Source organism: Parahaliea mediterranea (assembly GCF_003402235.1).
Classification (GTDB): domain Bacteria; phylum Pseudomonadota; class Gammaproteobacteria; order Pseudomonadales; family Halieaceae; genus Parahaliea; species Parahaliea mediterranea.
The window spans coordinates 169352-193503 of the sequence record NZ_QEWO01000007.1 but is presented as its reverse complement, the minus strand read 5'-3'; the positions used below and the strand labels follow the sequence as shown (position 1 = coordinate 193503).

Below are 24152 nucleotides of genomic sequence, written 5' to 3'. Positions count from 1 at the left end.
TTTGCTGGGTTTTTATGGAGGGAGCCGGCGCCGTGTCAAATCATGACAGGCCCGGCAGGGCGGCTGTCACCATCCGATACCGGAGGCCCCCAGAAGGCGGCGGCGCCACTCCAGCGGCGCCAGCCCGGTCCAGCGGCGCACCGCCCGGCGGAAGTTGGAAGGCGAGTCAAAACCCTGCCGGCGCGCCACTTCATTGATGCTGAGGGAGGTATCCTGCAAGGCCACCAGCACCTGGTCCCGCTGGATATCGTCCTTGATCTGCTGAAAGCCCGTGCCCTCTTCCTGCAAGCGGCGGTGCAGGGTGCGCTCATGGCAACCAAGGCTGGCGGCCACCTGGCGCAGGCCACGGTCGCAGCCATCGGCCAGCAGCACCCGGCGCACCCGGGCCGCAAAGCGCTCCCCGCGGTCAAAACGCTCCAACAGCTCTCCACACACCTGCTCGCAGGCGCGGGCAGTGATGGGGTCGGCGTTGGGCAGCGGCCGCGCCAGCACACCGGTATCAAACAGCAGCTCGTGGTGGGGCTGGCCGAAGTGCACCTCGCACTGGAACAGCTGGCGGTAGCGCTCGGCATAGTCCGGCACCGGATAGGCCAGGCGCAGCGCCTGCAACTGGGTTTGCTCGCCAACCAGGGCGTGGTTAAACCGCAGAAAGCCCGCCAGCAGCATCTCAATAAAAAAGCGCCGGCCAGCTCCGCTGGGCAGGTTTTCGCGCAGGCGAATCAAGCCCTGGCCAGCTTCGTGGTGCAGGCTCATGCTGGCCATGGTGCCGTAGTAAAGGCGCTGGAAGGTCAGCGCAATGTTCACCGCTTCCAGGTCGGTGGCAGCACTGAGCATGGCGTAGCCGATGGGGCCGTACTCGGTCACTCCGGCAGCCTCGCCATAGCACAGGCCAAGGTCCGAACGCCCGGTAAGGGCCAGCGCCTGCTCGTAGACATGCAGCAGGCCGGCGGCGTCCACCACCTGCAGGTTCTCGCTGCTGGCATCCACCGCCCGCTCATCCAGGGCACTGCCGCGCAACAGGCGGGCGGCCGACAGCTGCCCGTCGAGGCTGGCCAGATGCCGCAAGGTGGCGCCGATACGGGCGCCGAAAATGCTGAAACCGCTGGCCGGTGGCGCCGCCACCAGCTGTACCACGCTACCCACAAAACCATCCCACTATTATTGTTTTGCAGGACTATAGCACCCCGGTAGCGGCTTGCGCCGCTTTTCTCCCGTGTTTTCCCGGGTTTTACCGAGGCTGGGTCAGGTCGCGCAGGCCATTCAGTAACCCAGGATTTTCAGGCAGCCCACGGCAATAAAGGCCAGCGCGGCAAGAATGCGTGTAAGGGTCAGCGGAATACGCTGCATGATGTATTCGCCGGCAAACACCACCGGCACATTCGCCAGCAACATGCCGAGGGTCGTGCCCACCGTCACCCACAGGACGCTCTCGTACTGGGCCCCCAGCAGCACGGTGGCCACCTGCGTCTTGTCGCCGATTTCCGCCAGGAAGAACAGGATCGCAGAGGCCACAAAGGCACCATGGCGATGAATGGCCGAGTCGCTGCTGTCATCCTGGTCGGGGATCAGCAGCCACAGGCCAAGCAATACAAAACTGATGCCGATAATCCACTGGCCGGTCTGGCTTTGCAGGTGCTGGCCAACCCACCCGCCAAGCCAGGCGGAAGCGCCGTGGTTGAGCAGGGTGGCGACCAGAATACCCATGATAATGGCCCACTTGTTGCGAAAGCGGGCTGCCAAAAAGAGGGACAGCAATTGGGTTTTATCACCGATTTCCGCCAGGGCGACGGTGAGGGTGGAGGTGGCGAATGCTTCCATGAATAACGCTCCGGCGGGATAGTGATCGACAAAGGCAACGCACAACCTCCCGCCTCGGGAATTGCGCATTGCCTTAGGTCTTGTCACTACCACTGAGCGCGGCAGGTACCTGCCATGAGCCATTGAGGGCTCAAGTATGTTGACAGGTGCTCTCTACCAAGTTGTCCGGTAGAGTCGACTACTCCCCTAAGGGTAAGGGCGGGCACAGTATAGGCGCCCTGCATGTCCAATGGCCAGCCCTGACACCAAAAGCGGCAAAAATTACGCCGCTTCGCCTTATCCCGGGCCATGCCACGGGCCACGCTCCAGCCCATCCCCCACAAGCGGGTTTGCTGGTTATTTTTTGCCCGTTTTGCCCCTGTATAAATCCGGCCCATCAGGTATCATCGCGCCACTTTCAACGCCCCTGTGGGCAGTCCCCGCCATTGCCGCTGCTGAGCGCTGTACACATGCCGCCCAAGGGCGCGGGTATGATGGCGCATCGCAGGCGCTGCGGGCATATTGGGTTGATCTATGAGCAATACGGACAGAAAAAGCATCGGCTTCGTGAGTCTAGGGTGCCCTAACGTATAAAAGTACATACTTTTTACACTCCCCCGGGCACCCTTGAACAGTTAGCCAACCGGGACTTTTCGACCCCTGCACACAGGGCAAATTGCCGCCCCATTACAAGCACTGCTTACACACGAGACAGTCCCGCATCGTGTGCATTTGCGCAGCGAAGACCATTGCCGACATGACGGGCATGTACCTACTGCTGGCATGCTGTAACTCCTTTCTATTGTTTGCTTGGACCTTTTACTGCCATCAACAGGTCGTCCAATTCACCTGCTGAAACCGCTTCTGAGATCGTGTCGATTACTTCCGGAATCATGTTCAGTTCGGCAATTTCGACCATCGGCTTACCCTTGGTCAGTTCAAGAGCTCGATTGCCGTACCGAACTTGCAAGTAGTACTTGCCATCGAGTTGCAGGTACCAGGATTTAACCCGCTTAGGCACTCGTACCTTCTTCTTGCCACCGGTTTCGTCATCGTTAACCCAACGATCCCGATAGAACTCACAGGTCTCACCCGCAATGTGTGCACAGGCGATTTGCCGTTGTTCACTAAGCCGGTCAATGAGCTTGTATCGACGTGCTTGTACAGGGTCGATTGACCCCATGGGAATGGCGGGAGCGAAATTAAGTTTCGACAGTACGCTGGTTTTTCGCATTTCTTTGCACCTCTGTATTGGTTAACAGTTGAGCAAAGTATGTGTTCACTTTTTGGACAGGAAAACCGGTTTTTCCACCCAAAAAATAAAATCGTCACGTTGACCTGCTTGTTCTAGCTACTCATCGATACTTGTAGATGTATTGCTTTGCCCGCTAGCTGATTACGCACCGAATCAGTAAGAAATGCTTGCAAGTTTTGGGGACGGCCAAATTCTGCGGAGAACAGGCCGAGCGCTTGGGAATACATAAGTACACAAAATTTCCATATCCCCGTAACAGAAATTTACCCTCTAGAAAAACTTTTTACCTAAATACTTTGCCGCTAGAAAACGGGCACCTTTACAAAGCCGTAGTGCCTGCTGGCGAAAAAAATAACAATAAAAGGAACAAAAATTGTGACAATAAATGTACAAGCACAAATACTCGGCCACCTAAAAGGGCTCAACGTAAACTGGGGAAAAGCAATAACACTTACATTCCCTAGAAACATAAAAAGTACACATGAAGCCGAAAAAATATTTGGAACATTTGTGCACTACCTGAACGAGCGACTTGTAGGAAAGCAATACAGAACAACTGGAAAGCCCAGCTTAAAGTTATTCGCTAGTCTTGAAGGTGCTAGGTCTGGGAAAAAACTACATTACCACGTAGCTTTAGAGCAGCCATCAAACAAAGATGACGCATACATAAAGCGTGTGGTAAAAAAATGCTGGGCCAAAGCTAACAGGTGTAAGATATCAATCTTACACATCCAGGACTATAACGACAGCGGGTGGTTAGAATACATCTGCAAAGAGATAAATAATAATAACACTGACGCGATAAGTCAGCACTGCTGCTGGTAAAAAAACAATCTCGTATAGAGCAGTTCAGCCGACGAGAATACAGCTAGCTGATACAACAGGCACCGTTAGAGCGGTGCTTGTTAGTATACTATTGTCTAAAACAATGCCATTCTATTAATTCTACACATCAAAAATTCTCAGCATCGACATTCAATAGTTCAAAGATATAATCATTAATCAACGAACTATCCCGCCTACAGATACTGAGCTATGCAAAACAATAAACCCGATAAAGAACTAAACCCACTAGATCAGACAGTAATGGGCGACTTCGTTACGTCTAACAAGTACGAGTGGCCTTTCCTGTACTTCAGAGCAGTCCTGTTGAGTGAACATCTGGACTGGAGCGAGAGCGACACACATAGCGATGACAAGCAAAGCACTGAACAGCTTCGATTCCTAAACATGTACTGGGGCTCTATTACGGAGTACATACGAGACATCGACTACGATGACTTGACAGAAATCTTTGAAGAGTGGTGCGCCAATATTGGCAAACACTTGGTACTGCCGACTTACAATAGCATACAGATTGCAGACACCTCATCTACGACAGACTTCAACCCCAACACGATATATCTCTCTGCGACTAAAGCTCAGAGTTCAGAGCTACTTCAACAAATCTATAAACCTCACCTCGACAAAGCCTTGATAGCTATAAACAAGGAGCTTGACAAAAAGACACTGTTCAGTGAGATAGAGAGAACAAGAAACAGAAACAAACTTCACGGCTATGAGCAGTGGTTGGATACCGTACTGCTTTACAACATGAACGTATATGTTGATGGCAACGGGCATGATCGAGTCCGCACATTTTTGGATATTTGCGAATCCGGAAAAGAGTGCTGGCAATCATTCATCAGGCGCTATGGAGAACAGTATAGCCTACTAGTTGAATCATCAACCCGTGACGAGAATGGATGCCTTGTACTGCGAGAGAAAGCGAAGCTCGCTGTCAAAAACGTAAAAACCGAACTGAAGCTTCCGTTCGATGCTTTGGACAAGACATATGCTAGTGGTATGGCGCTGCTAACGAATATTGAACAAGGAAAGTTCCAGGCATCAAGATAGAAGCGCATAACATATACGGAAAAGTTGCGACAGAAATTTGAGTTCGACATACAAAATACTGTCGCAGTAACCAGAGCTCCGCCATGTGATGATTCCTCTCGCACTAGCAAGCAACATGCTATTGCATCAAACTAACTCCGAGGAATTACACAATGAATGAAGCAATTAGGAACTTCCTAGCAACGACACCGGGCGCAAAAGTTGTAAAGTCAATGAACATATCAACGAGCAAGATAGACACACTCGATGATGCAAGACGTAAAGTAATAGACAAGATTGATCGGAATATTGACTACATAAACAGCCCAAATTTGGGTGAGGTTGAAAAGCCTGACCTTCTATACAAAAGAAATATCCGAACAGGACTTTACATCGTTGGAGCTAAGTACGGTAATAGGTGGTTAGATGGCATTGACGGAAATGAAGGAAAGTTCATTGAAGGGGTTTCAGAGCAGCAGTTGGTTAATGCTCTTGAAGCTGTAAAGAGTCTTGTCGAGAGCAAAGACCTAGACGAGAAAATATCCTTCATACAGAGCAAAAATCTCTCATCTCGACGAAAAATCTAGCAAAATAGAATAGAGCGGATGGCGTATAGCAACTTTATAGCCACCGCTCGTTCTCTTCTTTGGAATCGAGCACTTACACTTAGATGAATTTATGGGTCAGGTTTTAAATGTTGGAATCAAAGTACATAAACGGAGAAGAAGCTCCGATATATGATAATAAAATAAGTGAACTAATCGAAGATTGCGATGGCCCGGGCGGGGGGAAAACAATGCGAATTGGAATTCGCAATGAGAGTGGAAAAATATACAGAGTCATTGCCTCGACAGGACTAGGTTCCTTCATGTCTATTACATCATCACTAGGAAAGATCGGCCTAGTTGATGAGTTATACGATATAGAAACTACAAAAGACGGCTTTGATTGCATATTTTTTGCCAGTGACGAGCTCATCCAACAAAGCGCGTGCGAAAGGCTCGACTCCAAAGCAACGATAATGAACGAATTAGATGCAGCTAAAGCATCGCTAGATGGACTACCTGAGACAGAGCGAGCATCTTTAGTTCAGAGTAGGCTGGGTCAAGGAAGCTTTCGAAGCAACCTAGTTGAGTACTGGAATGGCTGCGCTGTGACAGATTGCAGCTTCATTCCTTTGCTTAAGGCTTCCCACATAAAACCTTGGGCTGTATCTGATAATTTGGAGAGGCTAGATCACTTTAATGGGCTGCTCCTTTCTCCTAATCTTGATGCAGCATTTGATGTAGGTCTTATTTCATTCGATGGAAATGGAAAGATCATAATTTCTCGATCACTTAATGCCTCAGATGCATATAGTTTAAGAATAACTCAGAAATTAAAAATTAGACCAAAAATGCTTAATGAAAAGCATCAACGGTATCTTGAGTATCATCGACTTAATGTATTTAGATAGAATTGTTGACAACGAAATATTGCCGATTGGGCTTTTATGGATAATGAACTTGTCGAATTACCAGATAAGTTCACATCAGTTCTACAGCTTCACGCAGCATGTTGTCATTAACGTCAATGTAGCGCTGAGTAGTGCTCATGTGCTGATGGCCAGCTAAGGTCATCAGTACTTTTGCACTTACACCCTTGTGAGCCAGATTTGTAATAAACGTTCGCCTGCCAGAGTGGCTTGATGCACCATCAATGCCAGCGGCCGCGTAGATACGAAGAAATAGCTGGCAAAGTGAATTTGCACTAAAAGCCGCACCCTTTTGTGATCGAATCAGTGGTAAACCTTGATAATTCTTATTCTTAGATAGGGCTACGTATTCACACAGCGTTTTAGCAAGTCGATCAGATAGCACAATAGTACGAGCACGGCTTCCCTTCGTTTGTTCAGCAGCGAGCGTTACAGTGCGTTTTACTGCGCCGCTTGCGTCTAGAATGTCGCAATACGCAAGTGAAGCAATTTCCTTGACCCTGAGACCGGCGTAATAACTGAGCATGAATGCAACTTCGTTACGCTGTGCATGTCTACCGGCACGAATTACAGCTAACACACGTTTGAACTCGCTAGCAGTAAGAGTTTTTGCTTGCTTCACGCATATCACCAGTCAATGTAATGAAATGTTGCAAGCAGTGTATTTTCTTATATTCTTTGAGGACAACCGGATTTGGATAAATACAAATGAGCTAAAGAATCAGTGGGTTACGCAAAAATATAATAGATTGTGTAGTTCATTATATTTTTGAGCTGGTTACAGCCTACTCGGGACAGCAATAACTACACTACTTACTGGAACACTATGCGATACAGCGAATTTTGTACTACAAGCACAGCGAAGCAAATACACCGACTAATTGAAGCCAGGGCAGCAGATGATGATCGAGCAAGGCTAACACTCAGGGATTTGCAAAAGCTCCGAATAAAAGCAGACACGGAACGCAAAGAGCACGAAGATTATTTGAAATTTCTTCCAAAAATGTACTCATTAAAATCGCGCTTAACTCTAGGTAAAAAAAGTAATGACTTGGAACTTGAGTCACCAACTAGAAATTACAAGCCAAAACACCGAAAACCGCGAGAGACAAATAGACCTTAACAATTCTTTCTACACATCAACAGGCAAAAACAAGAGTTGAGATTTTGTAAGAATTTCCAAGAAGTAATCTCAATTTTCGAAAGCCTACTCCAAATATAGAAGCGACTACTTTCTATCGAAAAGATTATCTATCTCAGCGAGCGCATGAATTGAATCTCTCCTACTTTCTTTAGCCTGATTTGCGAAATGATCTTCTGCAGCCGCATCTTGCCTATTAGACTCGATAATACTTTCCACATCACATACATCGCAAATTTCATCGATGACACTGTCATCAAACTCTACACTATACTCTCTTAGCACTTTACCTACATGAGAACGCAAAGCCTCTTCTGCATCAGAGGTTTGATCGTCGTAAAAAAATGCTGATAGCGTACCTTCGCTCGAAATATCTGATTCAATATTAAGGGACCAGTAATCGATTACCGCATTCTCTAATCGATTATAGTGTTTTGCAACCCAATCGTCGCCAAGATAGTCCAGCAACCGTCCGACACCTACCAAGGTGTCATGCTCTGTATCGCTAGAAATTACTGTTTCTAGCAGGCTGTCAATTCTGAGGCTATCAATGTCTACAACATCATTCGTGAGAGCGAAATAAACAATACCGCAGAGATAGTAATGGTTATTTGAGTCTATGAATTCATAATCAATTTGAGAAAGCCAATTTCCAAGTAGCTGAAGCTCTTCCAAATTGAGCTGAATTTTATCGATAGCTAGATCGATTGCCTTGATTGCCGAAGACTTCCTTTGCTGAATTGAGTGCGAAGTAAGATAGAATTCGTACAAGTTAGCGACAATCTTATCTAGTATAGATACATTTATTATTTCTTCGTTATACAAGCTCCTTAAATTCATTAGAGATTCGTCGGTATCAAGCGACCTAAACAGCCTTAGCAGGACACTACTATCTTCGCAAAATCTACGCAGCAAATAGTCTGCTAGAGCTGGATTGAACAAGTCATATTTTACTATACCTCTATCGGCGGCTAGCTTTCTGTTGATAACAGATCCCACAGCCAACTTTATTGTTGAGTAGTAATCCGAAAACTCACATTCTTTGTTCCGCATTCTATTCGCCGTTATAAAAGCCGCCTTCAGGTCATCCTCTTCTATGGGCTCTCCATTAAACGAAACTAAAAGTGTGAGAAGCCTAGCGTGATCATCTAGCTGATAATCATATACGTGTTCCCATATATCTGAGGGATTCTCAAGCATATCGGTTACATAATCCCAATATCCTTTTGGGCTCACAGAACCGAGCTTGTAAGCATCAGTGACAAATGAAATGAGTCGCGGATTATAGTTTCTATGTGAAATTATTTTTTGGTAACGCTTTTCCTTATAGATCTCATCAATATATTCATTACCTAACGTACCGAACCAAATATGATTGTAGAGTATCCTTGCCTTATCCATTGAACAAAGAGCATCAATCCTCAATTCATATTCGCTCCTTCCTACATTCTCAATCCTAAAGAGCTCCGTTAAGCGCTTGCCTTGATTCAATACTGTACTTCTCGAAGTAAGAATGAACCTCTTGTGCCTCGATCTACAAACCCTATTAATAAATCTTATGACATGGGAGTCTTCATGGCGTTGAAGTGCTTGCAGATAGTTTCTACCTAAAAAATCATCAAAGTAAAATATTTGCCTTGCATTACGATCAAAGAGCTGCTCAGCCTCATCAATCGAATTTTCTATATAGCAAAGCTCATACCCCATTGCCAGATAATCCAAACACAAATAATCTGCAAGTGTTGTTTTTCCGATACCTGGCTCGCCCGTTATAATTATCGCTCCCATCGACTGCAAAAGATCTTTTGCTTTCTCATGGCCTTCTGTTGCTACATATAGCGGAAGCCTATCTTTTATCTCTCTTATTTTCTCTCGGCTTCTCCCAATTACACCCGAGCTCAATATTGCACTTAATACATTTGTACTAGTTATCCAAAGCTTGTAGTGGCGAAGTTCAACCTGCTTATTTTTGGAAAGTAGATCGTTTAGATCCTCTTTCCCAAGCACGTCTGAGTTGGTTCTAATATAAGGCTTGAACAGGTTGCAGATATGGGCCTTATCATTCCTTGAAAGCTCTACTGAGGTTGCAAATATATATCGTTCTGGATTTAGTTTACGTACTTTATAAACTTCACTATTTTTTAGGTGGTTAATTAAATTTTTTAGTCCAGATTTAGCCCAGTGTTTACACTGTATTATTACTTCGGAGTTTCCAATCGAGTAAAACCTGCCATCGACACCACCATCTCTGCCTGATTTGAATCGCTCCACTCGACAGTTTTCGACCTCAGATACCAGGTCGGCGACAAGAACTTCAAATTCTTTGTCATTCAAACTTGTAAAATCATATTCGTTCATAGAGATATACAACGAGGTTCCGTATATTATTCGGCACAATTTGAACCAATGTTAAAATTCAAATAATCTTCAACGGCAATGGGCAAAACTTTCTAGACCTTTATAGATTATATAACCTATTAATCAATTCTCTTATTTAACAGTAACTCGACTGTTGATATACGTTTTCTATCACCGAATTTGTGGTCATAAGAATGCGTTACAAAAAAATCCAAGTCTCCATCGCGATCAAAATCACCCGGCGCTAGAACGCCCGTCATACTTGGAAAACGCTCTCTGCCATCATTACTAAAATTTCCCGTTCCAGTATTGTAATAGATGACATCAGCTATATTGTGCAAGCCGTCCACATTTACCCATACAATATCTTCGTATCCATCTTCATCGGCATCTAAAGCGCGTAAAAACCTTGCCCCTTCATCAGGGTGGTAGAACTTTATCCTGTTGGTATTTAATCGAAACCGCAGGTTGCCTTGATTCATTAGAATCGATGTGAATTCACCACTATCAGTAGCTGTCTGAACTACAAGGTCCTTCCGACCATCTGCATTCACATCAATAGCGGCAATGTCGTTAAAGTAATTGAGATTAAACGCAGATCCGTCATAGTCGAAGTTCAGATCCCAATTCTTATCTTTGTGTTTAACTAAATAGGGATCAGATGTTAATGGGTTAATATTCATGGAGTGTATCTCATACACCCCTGAAGCATTCAGTTTGTACACCCGCAACCCGAACTCATAGTCCACATCAAAGTACAGGTCATTACCAAATTCGACACCGTCTTTCCAGTCAGTTATTCCCGCTACAAGTTCGAGTACTCCGTCATTATCTAAATCAACAAGTAGATGCCCGTGGCCACCTGCGAACCGCTTTTCTTGTCGCTTAAAGTTTCCGTTTCCATCATTCTCAAGCACGTATCCGCCTACAAAGCGTAATCCCAGAGAGCGGGGATCAGGATCATCAGGCCTTCCAGCTTCCGAAACAAAAATATCTATATCGCCGTCTAAGTCTATATCCCCTGCTGTCATTGCCCCCGAATAAGCTTCGTAGGGATCAAGCTCTTTTAGTTCATACTTGTCACCGATACTAATTAGTATATGGTTAACAGCTCGCCATCCTTCCTCTGCATCAGTGTAGCCTTCGGTCATGTTCGAGAATGCAATGTCCTCGGCTCCATCACCATTAAAATCAGCAACAGCCGAATCGCTGTGAGCAGGCAGGCGGTCAAAGTCTCTAATGTCGACTAGTAACTCAGAAGTAACATCTTTAATCGCTTCTTCTGACACGGAATACGCAAATATCTTTGCAATCGGTAGCTCGTTGCACCTGACAACGCCTCCAGAATTGCACTCGAATGACTTGTACTGCTGGAAAATATTTAAGCGGCCATTGGCATCTCGAAAAACAATGGGGGGATCACCTGCATAAGCTTCACCTGTTGATTCATCGAAGACTGTCTGTGTATCTTTGCCCCCTTCTATCAACTCGTAGCCTTCATCTTTTTTGAACACCGCCTCTAAGTAAAACTTTTCGTCATTGTTCAACAGGGCCATCAATGAATCATTGCCCTTAAATCCATTTTTTGTACTTAGGGTAACTCGCAGATCTTGTTTGCCGCCAAAAAATGCTTTCGGCTTGTTTTTCCAACCAACGAATCTATATCCGTCGTTCCGGAACGGAACGGCAATAAATGTCTCTTCAAAATTTGTGTCGGATACGTCTATCTCGCACACTGCTCCCTGTGTGCAAATATGGTTGCCAGAGACTGTTCGTATCTGACCTCCTATCGAGCTCTCAAGTTCGATTTTGCACCCTCCCAATAGCACTGCACACGCTATAGAAACAGCTATTCTTATATTCATCATTCCATTGATCCTTATGATTGATCGTCGGTACTGCTTGCCAGCTTTGCTACTTGAGAACTCTTCTTTGCCATGCTGGGACTACTTCACTCTTAAATTGCACCCCATCAATAAACTGAACACCTGCTATATTTTTTCTCGTAACTCGCACTGAACTTGGGTGCTTCAGCACCTGGAACTGGTCTTCAATAATTGCAGGTGCACCTTTCACACCGTCAGCCCATTTAGCCAGGTGTTCTATTCGCATAATGTCTGCTTGTAGCTCTTTGACTTCCTCTCCACGCTCAAAGGCTTCAAGCATCTCCAGTGATACGTCATATAGCCCCTTGTACATGTAGCCATCGTAGCCACTGACTTCTTCCGGCGGTATCGCATGCTTCGCTAGCAATGCATCAGGATCATACTCATCCGCACCTGCTTGCACACTTTGAGTAACTTCTTCGTAGAGCGACACCTTTGGTTCGGCTGCAATATGGCCGAGTATTTCTTCATCACTCATATTCACTGCCACTTTGGCGCCGTAGTGGTCGCCGAGTTTGATCCACGCTCCACCGTCAAACGCGAGCACATTTTTTGTTCTGTGCGCTGTGATTGACCTGCCGTTGATGAAGGTTATTATGAACATCACATGTCGCTGCTTGATCTGCTTACAACGAATGCTAGTGACCGTATTGCTTATACGGAACTTCGTTTCCTCTCGGAGCTCTGCTTGAGCAAAATCAAGTACTCGCTCATCGACAGCACCCCACTCCACTGTTTCGTTGGTCTGAACCTGCTTCTGTACTGCGGTGTTTTCAATATCAAGTTTTATTTGCTTAACGTCCTGCTCCACAGCCGCAATACGCCTCAAGATCACTTCCGATCTGTTGCCATCGGCCACAACGTCCACCAGTCTTTCTAGCTGCTCTTGTTTGTCCGCAAGCTTTTGTCTCAGAGTTCGTTCCTGTACGTCGAAGTTCATTCTAAGATCAAGCGGGCGAAATACGTTGTTAGCCGCTAGGCGTATTACGGTGTCTTCTAACCAACTGGCATTAAACGACCACGCTCTACAGCCTCTGTTAGCTTGGCCGGTACCACATATGTAGCGAAGACTTTTCTGCCTGTATGTAGCGGAGTACATGTTTCCTCCACAATCAGCGCATTTGAGTATGTCTAAACCGGTAATCAGTGAAACAAAGGTTGTAGCCGTTGATTTCGAAATTTTCTCCTGCTTTATCTGCGCTAATCGATAGAACGTGTCTTCGTCAATCAACGCAGGATAATAGTCAGGCAGTATGTACTCTACGCCTTCGATTGTTATTCGTTTCTCACCGAACAATGCCCGTCTCTTGTGAAAGTTCGCAACAAGGTTGTAGGACCATTTTGAGTCACGAGCTTTTTTTGGTGGTTCCGGATATTTTTCGTTCAGGTAGCCTACGATTCGATAGCTACCCCAACCACGTAGAATGAGTTGTACAATCTCTTTTGCGATGTCGAAATATTGCGAATGTGGTTTTACGGTGTGCTCGCTGGTATCTACCCACCACATATTGTTGCCAACCGACTCAATGGCATATGCAAACCCGTCAGGTGAACGCACACCTTCGATGTGTTTTCTTACGATTGCCAGTGCATTGCCGTAGGTACGCTTGGACTTTGTTTTTGATTCCTCGTGTGCTCTCGCAAAGAGCATAATCGAGTACATCAAATCCATTGGGTTGTCGGTGATTGTCGCACTGCTGTAAACACGCCTGTCCATACCAGTAACGACCGTGACGCCTAGGCCGAGTAGTTGAATGAACAGTCCCTGTGCCTGCATGATATTTTCACGCGATAGGCGATCCAGATTCTCAACAACGAGCCAGCTATTTGACGGTATAACCTTGTCTTCAACTGCTTTGATGAAATCGCCTAGTGCACCGGTTTTGCGATTCTTTCCCTTATATGCGCTGACGCCTTTGTCAATCAGCTCAACTAGTTCAAGTCCGTTCTCAGCCGCAATATCACGTGCGGTACGCAATTGACGCTCCAGCGTTGTACCGTGTGCCTGTTGTTCACTTGACCAGCGGATGTAGGAATAGCATTTAACTTTGCCGTCGGGCATGAATCGTCGCTCAATCACCTGATTCTTCCCCGATTTTTGCGTAAAAATCTAACAACAACAAACCTTTATGCCTTTTACTGCTACCTAAGTCCGGTTCTTGTGTGCTGGTCATTTTTTGCCCGTTTTTACCTTTATAAATCCGGGCTATCAGGTATCATCGCGCCACTTTCACTACCCCTTTGAAATACCCATGCGCATTGCTGCAATTGAGTTGCCCAGCAAGTCATTGAAAGCACCCGCAGGGCGACAATTGGTTAATTTATGAGCAATGAAGGCAGAAAAAGTATAGGCTTCGTGAGTCTAGGGTGCCCTAAAGCCCTGGTGGACTCAGAGCGCATCCTCACCCAGCTCAAGCTGGACGGCTACGACATTGTGCCGCGCTACGAAGACGCCGAGCTGGTGGTGGTCAACACCTGCGGCTTTATCGACAGCGCCAAGCAGGAATCCCTGGACGCCATTGGCGAGGCCATCAGTGAGAACGGCAAGGTGATCGTCACCGGCTGCATGGGCAAGGGTGACGATGCCGCCGCCATCCGTGAGCTGCACCCCAAGGTGCTGTCGGTCACCGGGCCCGCCGCCTACGAGGAAGTGGTGGGCGCCGTGCACCAGTACGTGCCCCACACCCCGGTGCACGACCCCTACGTGGACCTGGTGCCGCCCCAGGGCGTCAAGCTCACACCGCGCCACTACGCCTACCTGAAAATTTCCGAAGGCTGCAACCACCGCTGCAAGTTCTGCATCATCCCCGCCATGCGCGGCGATCTGGTGAGCCGCCCCATCGGCGATGTGATGGAAGAGGCGGAGCGGCTGGTGAAGGCCGGCGTGCGCGAGCTGCTGGTTATCTCCCAGGACACCAGCGCCTACGGCGTGGACATGAAGTACCGCACCGGCTTCTGGAACGGCCGGCCGCTGAAGACTCGCATGCAGGAGCTGTGCGAGGCGCTGGGCGAGTTCGGCGTGTGGGTGCGCCTGCACTACGTTTACCCCTACCCCCACGTGGACAACATCATCCCGCTGATGGCAGAGGGCAAAATCCTGCCCTACCTGGACATCCCCTTCCAGCACGGCAGCCCCGATGTGCTCAAGCGCATGAAGCGTCCGGCCGCGGCGGAAAAAGTGCTGGATCGCATCCACCACTGGCGCGGCATCTGCCCCGGCCTCACCCTGCGCAGCACGTTTATTGTCGGCTTCCCGGGGGAGACCGAGCGCGACTTTGACATCCTGCTGGACTTTTTGCGCGAGGCCCAACTGGACCGGGTGGGCTGCTTCCAGTACTCCCCGGTGAAGGGCGCCGCCGCCAACGACCTGCCAGACCCGGTGCCGGAAGCCATCAAGCAGGAACGCTGGGAGCGCTTCATGGCCGTGCAACAGGAAATCAGCGCCGCCAAGCTGCAGGCCAAGGTGGGCAAAACCATCGAGATCCTGATTGACGCGGTGGATGAAGAAGGCGCCATCGGCCGCTCCACCGGCGACGCGCCGGAGATTGACGGCAAGGTCTACCTAGACGGCATTACCGACCTCAACCCCGGCGATTTTGTGGAAGCCCAAGTGACCGGCGCCGACGAATACGACCTGTGGGCGGGCTAGTCCACCCTTGAACCTGCTGCTTTTTAGCGCCGCCGACCTCTGCGCCCCCGGTGAAATCCGCGTTGCCGACCAGCGCCTGCAACACCTGCACAGCGTGCACCGGGCAGCGGTGGGCGACAGTGTCCGCGTGGGCGAAATCGGCGGCCTGATGGGCGAGGGGCGCATTACCGCCCTCACCGACCGGCAGGCTACCATTACCTTCCAGCTGGACTGCAACCCTCCACCAAAACTGCCGGTAACCCTGCTGGTGGCCCTGCCGCGGCCAAAGATGCTGCGCCGCATACTGCGCGGGGCCGCCGAATTCGGGGTGGAGCATCTGGTGCTGTTCAACAGCTATCGGGTGGAAAAAAGCTTCTGGCAGACGCCCGTGCTGAATGACGCAACGCTGCGCAGCTACCTGCTGCAGGGGCTGGAGCAGTCGCGCGACACCGTGTTGCCTGCAGTGACACTGGAGAGGCGCTTCAAGCCCTTTGTGGAGGATCGCCTGCCGGGCCTGCTACAGGGCCGGCGCGGCCTGCTGGCCCATCCGACACCCGGCGCCGGGGCTGCTCCAAGCACTGCGGATACGCCATTGCTGCTGGCCATCGGCCCGGAAGGTGGCTTTATTCCCTACGAAGTGGACATGCTGCAGAGCGCGGGCCTGGAGACGGTGTCCCTCGGCCCGCGCATCCTGCGAGTGGAAAACGCGGTAACCGCGCTGCTGGGCCGGCTGTTGGCGCCGGCCCACTAAGCGCTGGTTTAAGCACGACGCATCAGAACCGGTACTCCAGCTCCGCGCCATACATGCGCGGCGGCGCGTAAGCGATGCCGCCCACCCCTTCGGATTCCACCAGGGCGGTGCCGCCCACTTTGTAATCCTCGTCGGTGAGGTTGGTGCCGTAGATTGAGCCAACCCAATTTTCGCCCGGGGAAATCCAGGTCAACCGCGCGCTGAGCTCAAACTGCTCGTCCTCATACCACAGCCCGCTGCGGCAGCTGCTGGAGTCAAAGCAGAAGTCCATGTCCAGCTTCCAGCTGGCCTGCACCCGGGGCAGGAAGGTGCCTACACTGGTTTCCAGGGTGTACTGGGCGGCCAGCAGGTAGGTCTCCTCTGCCAGGCGCGGCAGGTTCTCGTCGGAGCGGTCGTTGGGGCAGGCATCCACCACCACCAGGCTCAGGTTGGAGCGGGTGCAACCCGGCCCCGGCGCCACGCTGGTATCGGCCAGCAGGATTTGCGTGTCGTCAAACTCCTGGATATCGCCATCGGCCAGGGTCATGTTGAAGGTCAGCACCAGGTTGTCGGTGGCCAGCCAGGTGGTTTCCAGTTCCAGCCCGTCGATGCTCGACTTGGCAGCATTGATGGTGGCGCCCGAGGGCGAGTTGGTCTCCGGGTTGATCACCAGGGTGGTGAGTTGGCGGTTGATGTAGTCGGTAAAGAACAGGGCGCCGTTGATCCGCAGCCGGCGATCGGCCAGATCCAGCTTGAAACCCAGCTCCCAGTTTTCTACCTCTTCGGGCTCAAACTCTTCCAGATCCCCGGTGGGCGCCTCGGACAAACCGCCGGAGAGGAAGCCCTCGCTGTAGGTGACATAGAGGCTGCCCTGGTCGATCCAGCCGATCTCGTCAATCATGTACTGCAGGCTCGCCATGGGCGTAACGTCGCTGTTGTCGACTTTGTCGCTGGCGATGTCGTTCTCGATAAAGGCGAAGTTGGGGTTGAACACAAAGTCCGGGCGCTGCACCGCATACAGGCCACCGCCTACCGGTATGGCCGGGCCGCCGTTGGCGTCCAGCGTCGCCGGGTCAGGCAGGTAGTTCACCCGCTCCAGTTCGCGGGTTTCGTCGGTGTAGCGCAGGCCCACGGTGGCGCGCCAGTTGTCGTTGAATTCCCACTCGGCCTGGGCAAAGGCGGCCACTGCCCGGTTATCCGCCGCCAGCGTGGAGGCGGTGCTGCTTAGGAAGAACAGGTTGGCCACCGCCGGGTCAAAGGGGCCCAGGTAGTTGGTGTTGGTGCGCCCGGAAGTCTCTTCCTGGAACCAGTACAGGCCGGTCACGTACTGCAGCCGATCATCAAAGCCGCTGCCCACCAGTTGCAACTCCTGGCTGTACTGGTCGGTTTCCGCCGGGTTCTGGAAGGTGGGGTGAACGGTGTTCGTGCGGTGCAAAAAGGGCACCCCTATGCTATCCAGGTCATCGTTCTGGTAGGCCTCGGTGCCACGCCAGGCGCTGATGCTCTTCAGGCTGAGGTCGTCGGTCAGGGCCCATTCCACGGTCAGGGCGCTGCCCTTGTTCTCGGCGTAGTAGTCGCCGCCAAGGTCAGAAATGACAGTGTTGTTGTCGCCGGCCTCGCGGGCTTCGGCGCAGTGCTCGTCCACGGTTTTACCGGTGGCGGGCACAATGGCAATGGTGTCAAAAATCTGCGCCTGCCAGCCGATCGTACCCGGCACCGGCATGCACTTTTGCGGGCGCATGGTCTGGTCAGTTTCGGCCCAGTTCAGGTTGAGGTCGATGGTGAGGCTTTCGGTCGGCACCCAGCGGGTCTGCCAGATCAGGCTCTGGCGGTCCTCGTCCATGTAGTCTTCACCGTCGAACAGGTTGTCGATGTAGCCATCACGGGTGCGGGCCACCCCGGACAGGCGGGTCCAGAGGTTGTCGGTGACCGGCAGGTTGAGGACAAAGTCGCCGTCCAGGCGATTGTAGTTGCCCACCCGCACGCCCACGGAGCCTTCGAACTCGTCGGTCGGCCGATTGGTGGTGAACACCAGGGCGCCGCCGGTGGTGTTCTTGCCAAACAGGGTGCCCTGGGGCCCGCGCAGCACCTGCACGGACTGGATGTCGTTCAAGTCCAGCAGGGCGCCATCCGGGCGGCCGGAATACACATCGTCGATATAAATGCCCACGCCGGAGTCGATATTGGCGCCGGAATTGCGCTGGCCAACGCCGCGAATATAGACATTGGCCAGGGGCGCGTTGCCGTTGGCGCTGGCCACGTCGATACTGGGGGCGATCTGGTTCAGGTCGGCCAGGTTGCGTACACCGGCGTCGCGCAGGGCGGATGCGTCCATGGCGGTGACGGCAACTGGCGTTTCCTGCAGGCTTTCAGCCCGGCGCCGGGCGGTGACCACCACCTCCTCCAGCACGTTGTTCTGGGCCACAGCTATAACCGGGACGGTTTGCAGCGCAGAGGCCACGGCCGCGGCCATCAGAACAGGAGTAAACCCCTTCCGGGAAGCGAAAAATACTGGCATTACACACCTCAGGTTTATCATTATTTTGCACGCGGTGGCAGCAGGCCAGGCCTGTACCACCGATTCAGGTACTACTTGCCCGCGCATCCATTAGAACCAGTTTCCGCCAACGCAACAAGGCGGGAAATTGCCAGAGAGCGCGTCTGCGAATCATCCCGCCAGAATCGCAAAGGCTGGTTCAACTATCAGAACTGGCCGCTGCACACCGCCGCTAACACACTGGGGTATGTCACGCGCGCAATAGCCTCTAGACTAACGGCTCGCTGCCAGGAACCTGCCATGAGCCTTTCACGCCGAGAACTTCTTACCCTGCTATCCACCGGCACGTTTTTGCTGAGCGTTGGCGAGGTTGCCGCTGCCAGCCAGGCGGCCCCCAGCGCCGCGCTGGACTTCCCCCAGGGGGTGGCCTCCGGCGACCCGCGCAGCAACAGCGTGATGCTCTGGACCCGCGCCGTACCGCGCGACGGCGGCGCCGTCTGCCAGGTGATGCTGGAGGTGAGCGAACAGGCGGACTTTGCCGAGCCACTGCTGGCCCGGCCCCTGTCGGCCAGCGCCGACAACGACTACACCCTGCGCGTGTTTATCGACGGCCTGGCCCCCGGGCGCTGGTACTACTACCGTTTTGTTGGCGCCACCGACACACGCTCGCGCACCGGCCGCACCTGCACGGCCCCCGCGCCCGGCCTGGCCCGGCCGCTCAACCTGGCCTTTGTGAGCTGCCAGAACTTTGAGCAGGCCTACTTTGGCGCCTGGGCGCGGCTGATTGAAGACGATTTGGCCGCCGCGGCCGATGCGCGCATTGACGCAGTGCTGCACCTTGGGGACTTCATCTACGAGCGCAGCTGGCACACCCGCCAGGACGGCAGCCCACCGTCGCGCGTGTTGCCGCCCTTCCCCAACGGCGAGCGCGGCGAGGGCAACCGCTATGCGGTGAGCCTGGCCGATTACCGCCACCTTTACAAAACCTACCTCGCCGACCCCCACCTGCAGGAAGCGCGGGCGCGCTGGCCCTTCATCTACACCTGGGACGATCACGAATTCAGCGACGACAACTTCCAGAGCTACAGCCACTACGGGCCAGAGCCGGTGCTGGAGGCCCAGCGCAAGCTGGACGCCAACCGCGCCTGGTTCGAGTTCATCCCCTGCGCGCTGGATGAGTTCAGCGACCAGCCCAGCCACGGGCTGCGCCGTGCGCAACTGGGTGCCGGCGCCGACAGCGACAACCGGCTCGCCCGCGACAGCCTGCGCATTTACCGCCGCCTGCAGTGGGGCAGCCTGGTGGATATGTTCATCACCGACGAGCGCAGCTACCGCAGCCCGCCCTGCCTCAAGGAGGGCACCGCGGAATCCGTGGGCCTGCCCATGAACTCGGTTGAACTGGTGGCCCTGGCCGACGCCGGCCGCGAATACAACAACGGCCAGCCGCCGGCGACCCTGCCCTGGGGCGATGGCAGTGTGCCAAACCCGGCCCGCGACCGGGCCCCCGGCACCTGCCTTGGCAGCGAACAGCGCCAGTGGCTACTGGACGGCCTTGGCGCCTCCAAGGCGCCCTGGAAACTCTGGGCCAACCCCCTGCCCCTGCTGCCACTGCGACTGGATTTGTCCAGCATTCCCTTTGCCGGCTACGAGGACTGCGTGTTCAATATCGACGCCTGGCAGGGCTATCCCCACGAATACCGCACGGTGATGGAACACCTGAACAGCACCGGCACCGCCGGGGTAGTCTCGCTGTCGGGCGATCACCACATGCACGGGGCCGGGGCCATCCTCACCGACCCCGGCGACAAAAACAGCCCGGCGGTGGCGGTGGACTTCAGCTGCGCCGGCATCAGCTCCACCCCCCTGTACGACAGCGTGCGCGCCATCGCCGGGGAGGATCACCCGGACTTTGCCGCCCTGATCACCGCAGAGCAGGATGGCGCTTTGCAACCCAACTGGAATATGACCCTGCTACAGGGCGTACTGGCCGCCTTTGCCTACCACCGGCTGGGTAGCGAACGGCTGGCCCAGTGGCTCGGCAGCAATCCGGCCAACCCGGGTTTGCGCTTTGCCGACAGCGACGCCAACGGCTACGGCATTGCCCGCTTCAGCGCCACGGCACTGGCGGTGGAGCTGGTGGCCATCGAAGGCGCCCGGCGCCCCTTCACCGCAGCGCCAGCAGTGCGCTACCGCGCTCGCTTCGAGGTGCCCCTGTGGCGGGCGGGCGAGCAACCGGTGCTGCAAACCCCGGTGTTTGAGGGCGAGCCGCCCTTTCCCTTTTCCCTGTGGACGGGGTAAGCTGGCTGCAACCATCGGAAACTTATGACGTCACGCTGCTGTCACAATGGGGTGGCACGCTGGAGCGGTAACGACAAGGAACACAGACACAATGACAACCAATTCAAGCAACACCTTTAACGCCAGCGAACTGTGCAGCCGCAAGCTGTGGCAGCTGGTCAATGCCAATCGCGAGATCAGCGAGGCCGAGCTCAGGCAGGCGGTGCGCGAGCTGTCCCAGCGGCGCCACTACCTCCAGGAATTGCAGGGCATCAAGGCCCTGGATCGGCTGGAGCAGCACTAAGCAAGCGCAGCACTGCATGGCCCGCCCTCCCTCGCGCAATCCTTCGCGCCCTCCCGCAGCAAAAGCCAACGCCACCGACATCGCTCGCTTTCTGGGCACCAGCCGCGCCATCAGTCGCGTGGCCGAGCGCAGGGCGCGCCTGATTTTCGCCATTGACGCCACCGCCAGCCGGCAACCCACCTGGGACACCGCCAGCCACCTGCAGCAGCAAATGTTCAGTGCCGGCACCGGCGCCGCCAACCTCAGCCTGCAACTGTGTTATTACCGTGGCTTCCAGGAATTTTTTGCCAGCGACTGGCTGGGCGATGGCGACACCCTGGCCACCCTGATGCGGCGGGTGCACTGCGAGGGCGGCCACACCCAGATAGCCCGCCTGCTGCGCCACGCCCTGAAGGAACACCAGGCGGCGCCCCTGCGCGCGCTAGTGTTTATCGGCGATGCCATGGAAGAAAACGCCGCCACCCTGTGCCAGCTGGCCGGTGAATGCGGCCTGCGCAAACTCCCGCTGTTCCTGTTCCAGGAGGGCCACGCCCGCGAGGTGCAAACCTGCTTTGCCGACATGGCCCGGCTCTCCGGCGGCGCCTGGGCGCGCTTTGACAGCGCCAGCGCCGCACTGCTGGCGGAGCTGCTGGGGGCGGTGGCCCGCTATGCCAGCGGGGGCCGCGCGGCACTGGAAAACCAGGCCTCCAAGGGTGCTAAACTGCTGCTTCAGCAACTCAAGCCCTGAGGGAACAGTGCCCCGTCTCATACTGCTGCTGGCGATTGCCGCCCTGGTTTACATCCTCTACCAACGCGCCCGCCGCCAACCGCCCCACAAGCGCCGCGCCGAATACATCAAGCTGGGCCTGATCGTGGCCGTGGTGGTGGTCATCGGGCTAACCCTCACCGGGCGCATGCACTGGATAGGCGCCGCCCTCACCGGCCTGCTGGTGGTGATACGGCAGATGGGCCCGACCCTGCTGCGCCTGTTCCCCATGCTGGGCTCGCTGAAGTCCGGCGCCAGCGGCCCCCAGCAGTCAACGGTGGAGACCGACTGCCTGCGGGTGCACCTGGACCACCACAGCGGAAAACTCAGCGGCGAAGTCCTCAAGGGCCCCTTTACCGACTGGTTCCTGGATGAGATGGACCGCACCCAGCTGGATGAGCTGATGCAGTACTGCCGGCGCGAAGATACCGATTCCGCCCAGCTGCTCTCGGGTTATCTGGAACAGCGCTTTCCCGGCGCCGACCACGGCCAGCAGCAGGCCGGTAGCGGGCAAGATGGCGGACAAGGTGCCGGGCACAGCGGCATGACCCGCAAAGAGGCCCTGGCCATTCTCGGCCTGGGGGAAGACGCCAGCGACGACGAGATCAGCACCGCCCACCGCAGCCTGATGCAGAAACTGCACCCGGACCGGGGTGGCAGCGACTACCTGGCGGCCCGCATCAACGAGGCCAAGGACTTCCTGCTCGGGTAGCCAGGCCTTACACTGCGCCCCCACCCACCCTACCCTGACGGCAACTGGAGACCGCACAATCGCCATGACTGAGGTATTTGTAATCCGCAACCAACTCGGCCACTTTTGGGGCAAGTCCAAGGCCTGGGTCGACGGCCGCGACCCGCGCGCCGTGCTGCGGGTGAAACACCAGGACGAGGGCATCAACACCCTGTTTGAACTGAGCGCCAAGGATGTGGAGCTGCGTGGCGAAGTGGTGCCGGCGGAGCTTGGCCCCAAGGGCGAACCGGTACTGCAGGTGAGCGACATTCCCCTGCCGGTGGCCCCCGAAGCAGAAGCCGCATCAGACGCAGCGCCTGAATCCGCCCCGCCCGCTGGCGGCGAGCAAGCGCCGGTGCCCTCTGTTGCGGATGCAGATGCCGAGGCTGATGGCGAAGCCGGCGCGGAAGCCGAAGCCCAGCCCGGCCCCGGGGAGCCGCGCCCAAACGCTTGAAAAAAGCCGCCCAGGCACCATAGTTGAATCCAGCTGCCGCGCCCTGTGGGCCGCAACCTGACTGTACAGACAACGCGAGCGCATCGCGGATACCCTAGCGTTACAACCGAGGCCCGACCATGAGAATCCTGCTGTTTCTGGCGACCAACATCGCCGTGATGGTGCTGCTGAGCATCGTCTTCAACCTGCTTGGCCTGGAGGGCATCCTGGCCGCCAACGGGGTCGACCTGAACCTCGGCGCCCTGCTGGTCATGTGCGCCGTGTTCGGTTTCGGCGGCTCCATGATCTCCCTCTTTCTGTCCAAGTGGATGGCCAAACGCGGCACCGGCACGCAGATCATCGAGCAGCCGCTCAGCCAGGATGAACGCTGGCTGGTGGACACCGTGGCCGAGCTGGCCAAAGAGGCGGGCGTGGGCATGCCGGAGGTGGGCATCTTCCCCTCCCAGGCCGCCAACGCCTTTGCCACCGGCTGGAACCGCAACGACGCCCTGGTGGCCGTCAGCGCCGGCCTGCTGCAGCGTTTTTCGCGGGATGAAGTGCGCGCCGTGCTGGCCCACGAAATTGGCCACGTGGCCAATGGCGACATGGTGACCCTCACCCTCATCCAGGGCGTGGTCAATACCTTCGTGATGTTCCTGGCCCGCATCATCGGCCACACGGTGGACCGGGTGGTGTTCAAGACCGAGCGCGGCTACGGCCTTGGTTACTATGCGGTAACCATCGTCGCCGAGTTGGTGCTGGGCTTTTTGGCCAGCATGATAGTGTTCTGGTTCTCCCGCTGGCGCGAATACCGGGCCGATGCTGCCGGCGCGCGCCTTGCCGGCAACGGCGCCATGATTGCCGCCCTGCAGCGCCTGCGCGCGGAACAGGGGCTGCCCCAGGACATGCCCGGGGAGCTCACCGCCTTTGGCATCAGCGAGCAGATGAAGGAAGGCATTACCAGCCTGTTCCGCTCCCACCCGCCGCTGGAGGACCGCATCCGCGCCCTCGGGGGTTGATGA

General features: G+C 54.1%; 19 protein-coding genes. 11 read left to right on the top strand and 8 right to left on the bottom strand.

Annotated features, from left to right (window positions below; all coding sequences use genetic code 11):
* Positions 1-66: 66 nt before the first annotated feature.
* The 3 genes from DDZ17_RS19610 to DDZ17_RS19600 form a co-directional block, all read right to left on the bottom strand.
* Positions 67-1143, bottom strand: a complete 1077-nt coding sequence (locus DDZ17_RS19610) for an AraC family transcriptional regulator (RefSeq protein ID WP_116368681.1) — start codon at positions 1141-1143, stop codon at positions 67-69.
* A 117-nt stretch (positions 1144-1260) separates the two neighbouring features.
* The gene (locus DDZ17_RS19605) at positions 1261-1818 is read right to left on the bottom strand and encodes a TMEM165/GDT1 family protein (protein ID WP_116368680.1); all 558 of its coding nucleotides are present in this window, start codon (positions 1816-1818) and stop codon (positions 1261-1263) included.
* 778 nt (positions 1819-2596) lie between these two features.
* Entirely contained in the window at positions 2597-3031 is a 435-nt protein-coding gene (locus DDZ17_RS19600) for a DUF6641 family protein (protein WP_116368679.1), read from the bottom strand.
* A gap of 1056 nt (positions 3032-4087) precedes the next feature.
* On the opposite strand from DDZ17_RS19600, the gene DDZ17_RS19595 reads away from it, so the two are divergent.
* From DDZ17_RS19595 to DDZ17_RS19590, 3 genes are all read left to right on the top strand, one after another.
* Positions 4088-4948, top strand: a complete 861-nt coding sequence (locus DDZ17_RS19595) for a hypothetical protein (protein ID WP_157976744.1) — start codon at positions 4088-4090, stop codon at positions 4946-4948.
* Between the two features lie 152 nt (positions 4949-5100).
* Positions 5101-5514 (top strand): hypothetical protein, encoded by a 414-nt coding sequence (locus DDZ17_RS22525; RefSeq protein ID WP_157976743.1) that lies wholly within the window; start codon positions 5101-5103, stop codon positions 5512-5514.
* Between the two features lie 107 nt (positions 5515-5621).
* Positions 5622-6383, top strand: coding sequence for an HNH endonuclease (locus DDZ17_RS19590; RefSeq protein ID WP_116368677.1), 762 nt, complete (start codon positions 5622-5624; stop codon positions 6381-6383).
* Positions 6384-6453: 70 nt separating this feature from the next.
* On the opposite strand, the gene DDZ17_RS19585 is transcribed toward DDZ17_RS19590, so the two are convergent.
* The 4 genes from DDZ17_RS19585 to DDZ17_RS19570 all read right to left on the bottom strand — a co-directional run bounded on the left by DDZ17_RS19585 (position 6454) and on the right by DDZ17_RS19570 (position 13866).
* Positions 6454-7023, bottom strand: coding sequence for a tyrosine-type recombinase/integrase (locus tag DDZ17_RS19585; RefSeq protein ID WP_116368676.1), 570 nt, complete (start codon positions 7021-7023; stop codon positions 6454-6456).
* Positions 7024-7629: 606 nt separating this feature from the next.
* Entirely contained in the window at positions 7630-9900 is a 2271-nt protein-coding gene (locus tag DDZ17_RS19580; RefSeq protein WP_116368675.1) for an nSTAND3 domain-containing NTPase, read from the bottom strand.
* 119 nt (positions 9901-10019) lie between these two features.
* Positions 10020-11768 (bottom strand): FG-GAP repeat domain-containing protein, encoded by a 1749-nt coding sequence (locus DDZ17_RS19575; RefSeq protein WP_116368674.1) that lies wholly within the window; start codon positions 11766-11768, stop codon positions 10020-10022.
* 46 nt (positions 11769-11814) lie between these two features.
* A complete protein-coding gene (locus tag DDZ17_RS19570) occupies positions 11815-13866 on the bottom strand; it encodes a recombinase family protein (protein ID WP_157976742.1) in 2052 nt (683 codons plus the stop codon).
* Positions 13867-14109: 243 nt separating this feature from the next.
* On the opposite strand from DDZ17_RS19570, the gene rimO reads away from it, so the two are divergent.
* Complete coding sequence (rimO, locus tag DDZ17_RS19565; protein ID WP_116368672.1) at positions 14110-15435, top strand: 30S ribosomal protein S12 methylthiotransferase RimO; 1326 nt, start codon at positions 14110-14112, stop codon at positions 15433-15435.
* 7 nt (positions 15436-15442) lie between these two features.
* Positions 15443-16165 (top strand): 16S rRNA (uracil(1498)-N(3))-methyltransferase, encoded by a 723-nt coding sequence (locus DDZ17_RS19560; RefSeq protein ID WP_116368671.1) that lies wholly within the window; start codon positions 15443-15445, stop codon positions 16163-16165.
* Positions 16166-16187: 22 nt separating this feature from the next.
* On the opposite strand, the gene DDZ17_RS19555 is transcribed toward DDZ17_RS19560, so the two are convergent.
* The gene (locus DDZ17_RS19555) at positions 16188-18569 is read right to left on the bottom strand and encodes a TonB-dependent receptor (RefSeq protein ID WP_170150243.1); all 2382 of its coding nucleotides are present in this window, start codon (positions 18567-18569) and stop codon (positions 16188-16190) included.
* Positions 18570-18941: 372 nt separating this feature from the next.
* Between DDZ17_RS19555 and DDZ17_RS19550 the strand changes: the two genes are divergently transcribed.
* The 6 genes from DDZ17_RS19550 (at position 18942) to htpX (ending at position 24149) form a co-directional block, all read left to right on the top strand.
* Positions 18942-20939, top strand: coding sequence for an alkaline phosphatase D family protein (locus DDZ17_RS19550; RefSeq protein ID WP_116368669.1), 1998 nt, complete (start codon positions 18942-18944; stop codon positions 20937-20939).
* 91 nt (positions 20940-21030) lie between these two features.
* A complete protein-coding gene (locus DDZ17_RS19545; RefSeq protein WP_116368668.1) occupies positions 21031-21222 on the top strand; it encodes a hypothetical protein in 192 nt (63 codons plus the stop codon).
* Between the two features lie 16 nt (positions 21223-21238).
* Complete coding sequence (locus tag DDZ17_RS19540) at positions 21239-21949, top strand: VWA domain-containing protein (protein ID WP_116368667.1); 711 nt, start codon at positions 21239-21241, stop codon at positions 21947-21949.
* A gap of 7 nt (positions 21950-21956) precedes the next feature.
* Entirely contained in the window at positions 21957-22679 is a 723-nt protein-coding gene (locus tag DDZ17_RS19535; RefSeq protein WP_116368666.1) for a DnaJ domain-containing protein, read from the top strand.
* Positions 22680-22743: 64 nt separating this feature from the next.
* Positions 22744-23151, top strand: a complete 408-nt coding sequence (locus tag DDZ17_RS22670; protein ID WP_193940630.1) for a hypothetical protein — start codon at positions 22744-22746, stop codon at positions 23149-23151.
* Between the two features lie 119 nt (positions 23152-23270).
* The gene (htpX, locus tag DDZ17_RS19525) at positions 23271-24149 is read left to right on the top strand and encodes a protease HtpX (protein WP_116368665.1); all 879 of its coding nucleotides are present in this window, start codon (positions 23271-23273) and stop codon (positions 24147-24149) included.
* The last annotated feature ends 3 nt before the right edge of the window (positions 24150-24152 follow it).

Coding starts and splice junctions, on each gene's coding strand:
- DDZ17_RS19605 (WP_116368680.1), bottom strand. CDS start 1,818: ATGGAAGCATTCGCCACCTCCACCCTCACCGTCGCCCTGGCGGAAATC.
- DDZ17_RS19580 (WP_116368675.1), bottom strand. CDS start 9,900: ATGAACGAATATGATTTTACAAGTTTGAATGACAAAGAATTTGAAGTT.
- htpX (WP_116368665.1), top strand. CDS start 23,271: ATGAGAATCCTGCTGTTTCTGGCGACCAACATCGCCGTGATGGTGCTG.
- rimO (WP_116368672.1), top strand. CDS start 14,110: ATGAGCAATGAAGGCAGAAAAAGTATAGGCTTCGTGAGTCTAGGGTGC.
- DDZ17_RS22670 (WP_193940630.1), top strand. CDS start 22,744: ATGACTGAGGTATTTGTAATCCGCAACCAACTCGGCCACTTTTGGGGC.
- DDZ17_RS19590 (WP_116368677.1), top strand. CDS start 5,622: ATGTTGGAATCAAAGTACATAAACGGAGAAGAAGCTCCGATATATGAT.
- DDZ17_RS22525 (WP_157976743.1), top strand. CDS start 5,101: ATGAATGAAGCAATTAGGAACTTCCTAGCAACGACACCGGGCGCAAAA.
- DDZ17_RS19545 (WP_116368668.1), top strand. CDS start 21,031: ATGACAACCAATTCAAGCAACACCTTTAACGCCAGCGAACTGTGCAGC.
- DDZ17_RS19575 (WP_116368674.1), bottom strand. CDS start 11,768: ATGATGAATATAAGAATAGCTGTTTCTATAGCGTGTGCAGTGCTATTG.
- DDZ17_RS19595 (WP_157976744.1), top strand. CDS start 4,088: ATGCAAAACAATAAACCCGATAAAGAACTAAACCCACTAGATCAGACA.
- DDZ17_RS19550 (WP_116368669.1), top strand. CDS start 18,942: ATGAGCCTTTCACGCCGAGAACTTCTTACCCTGCTATCCACCGGCACG.
- DDZ17_RS19600 (WP_116368679.1), bottom strand. CDS start 3,031: ATGCGAAAAACCAGCGTACTGTCGAAACTTAATTTCGCTCCCGCCATT.
- DDZ17_RS19540 (WP_116368667.1), top strand. CDS start 21,239: ATGGCCCGCCCTCCCTCGCGCAATCCTTCGCGCCCTCCCGCAGCAAAA.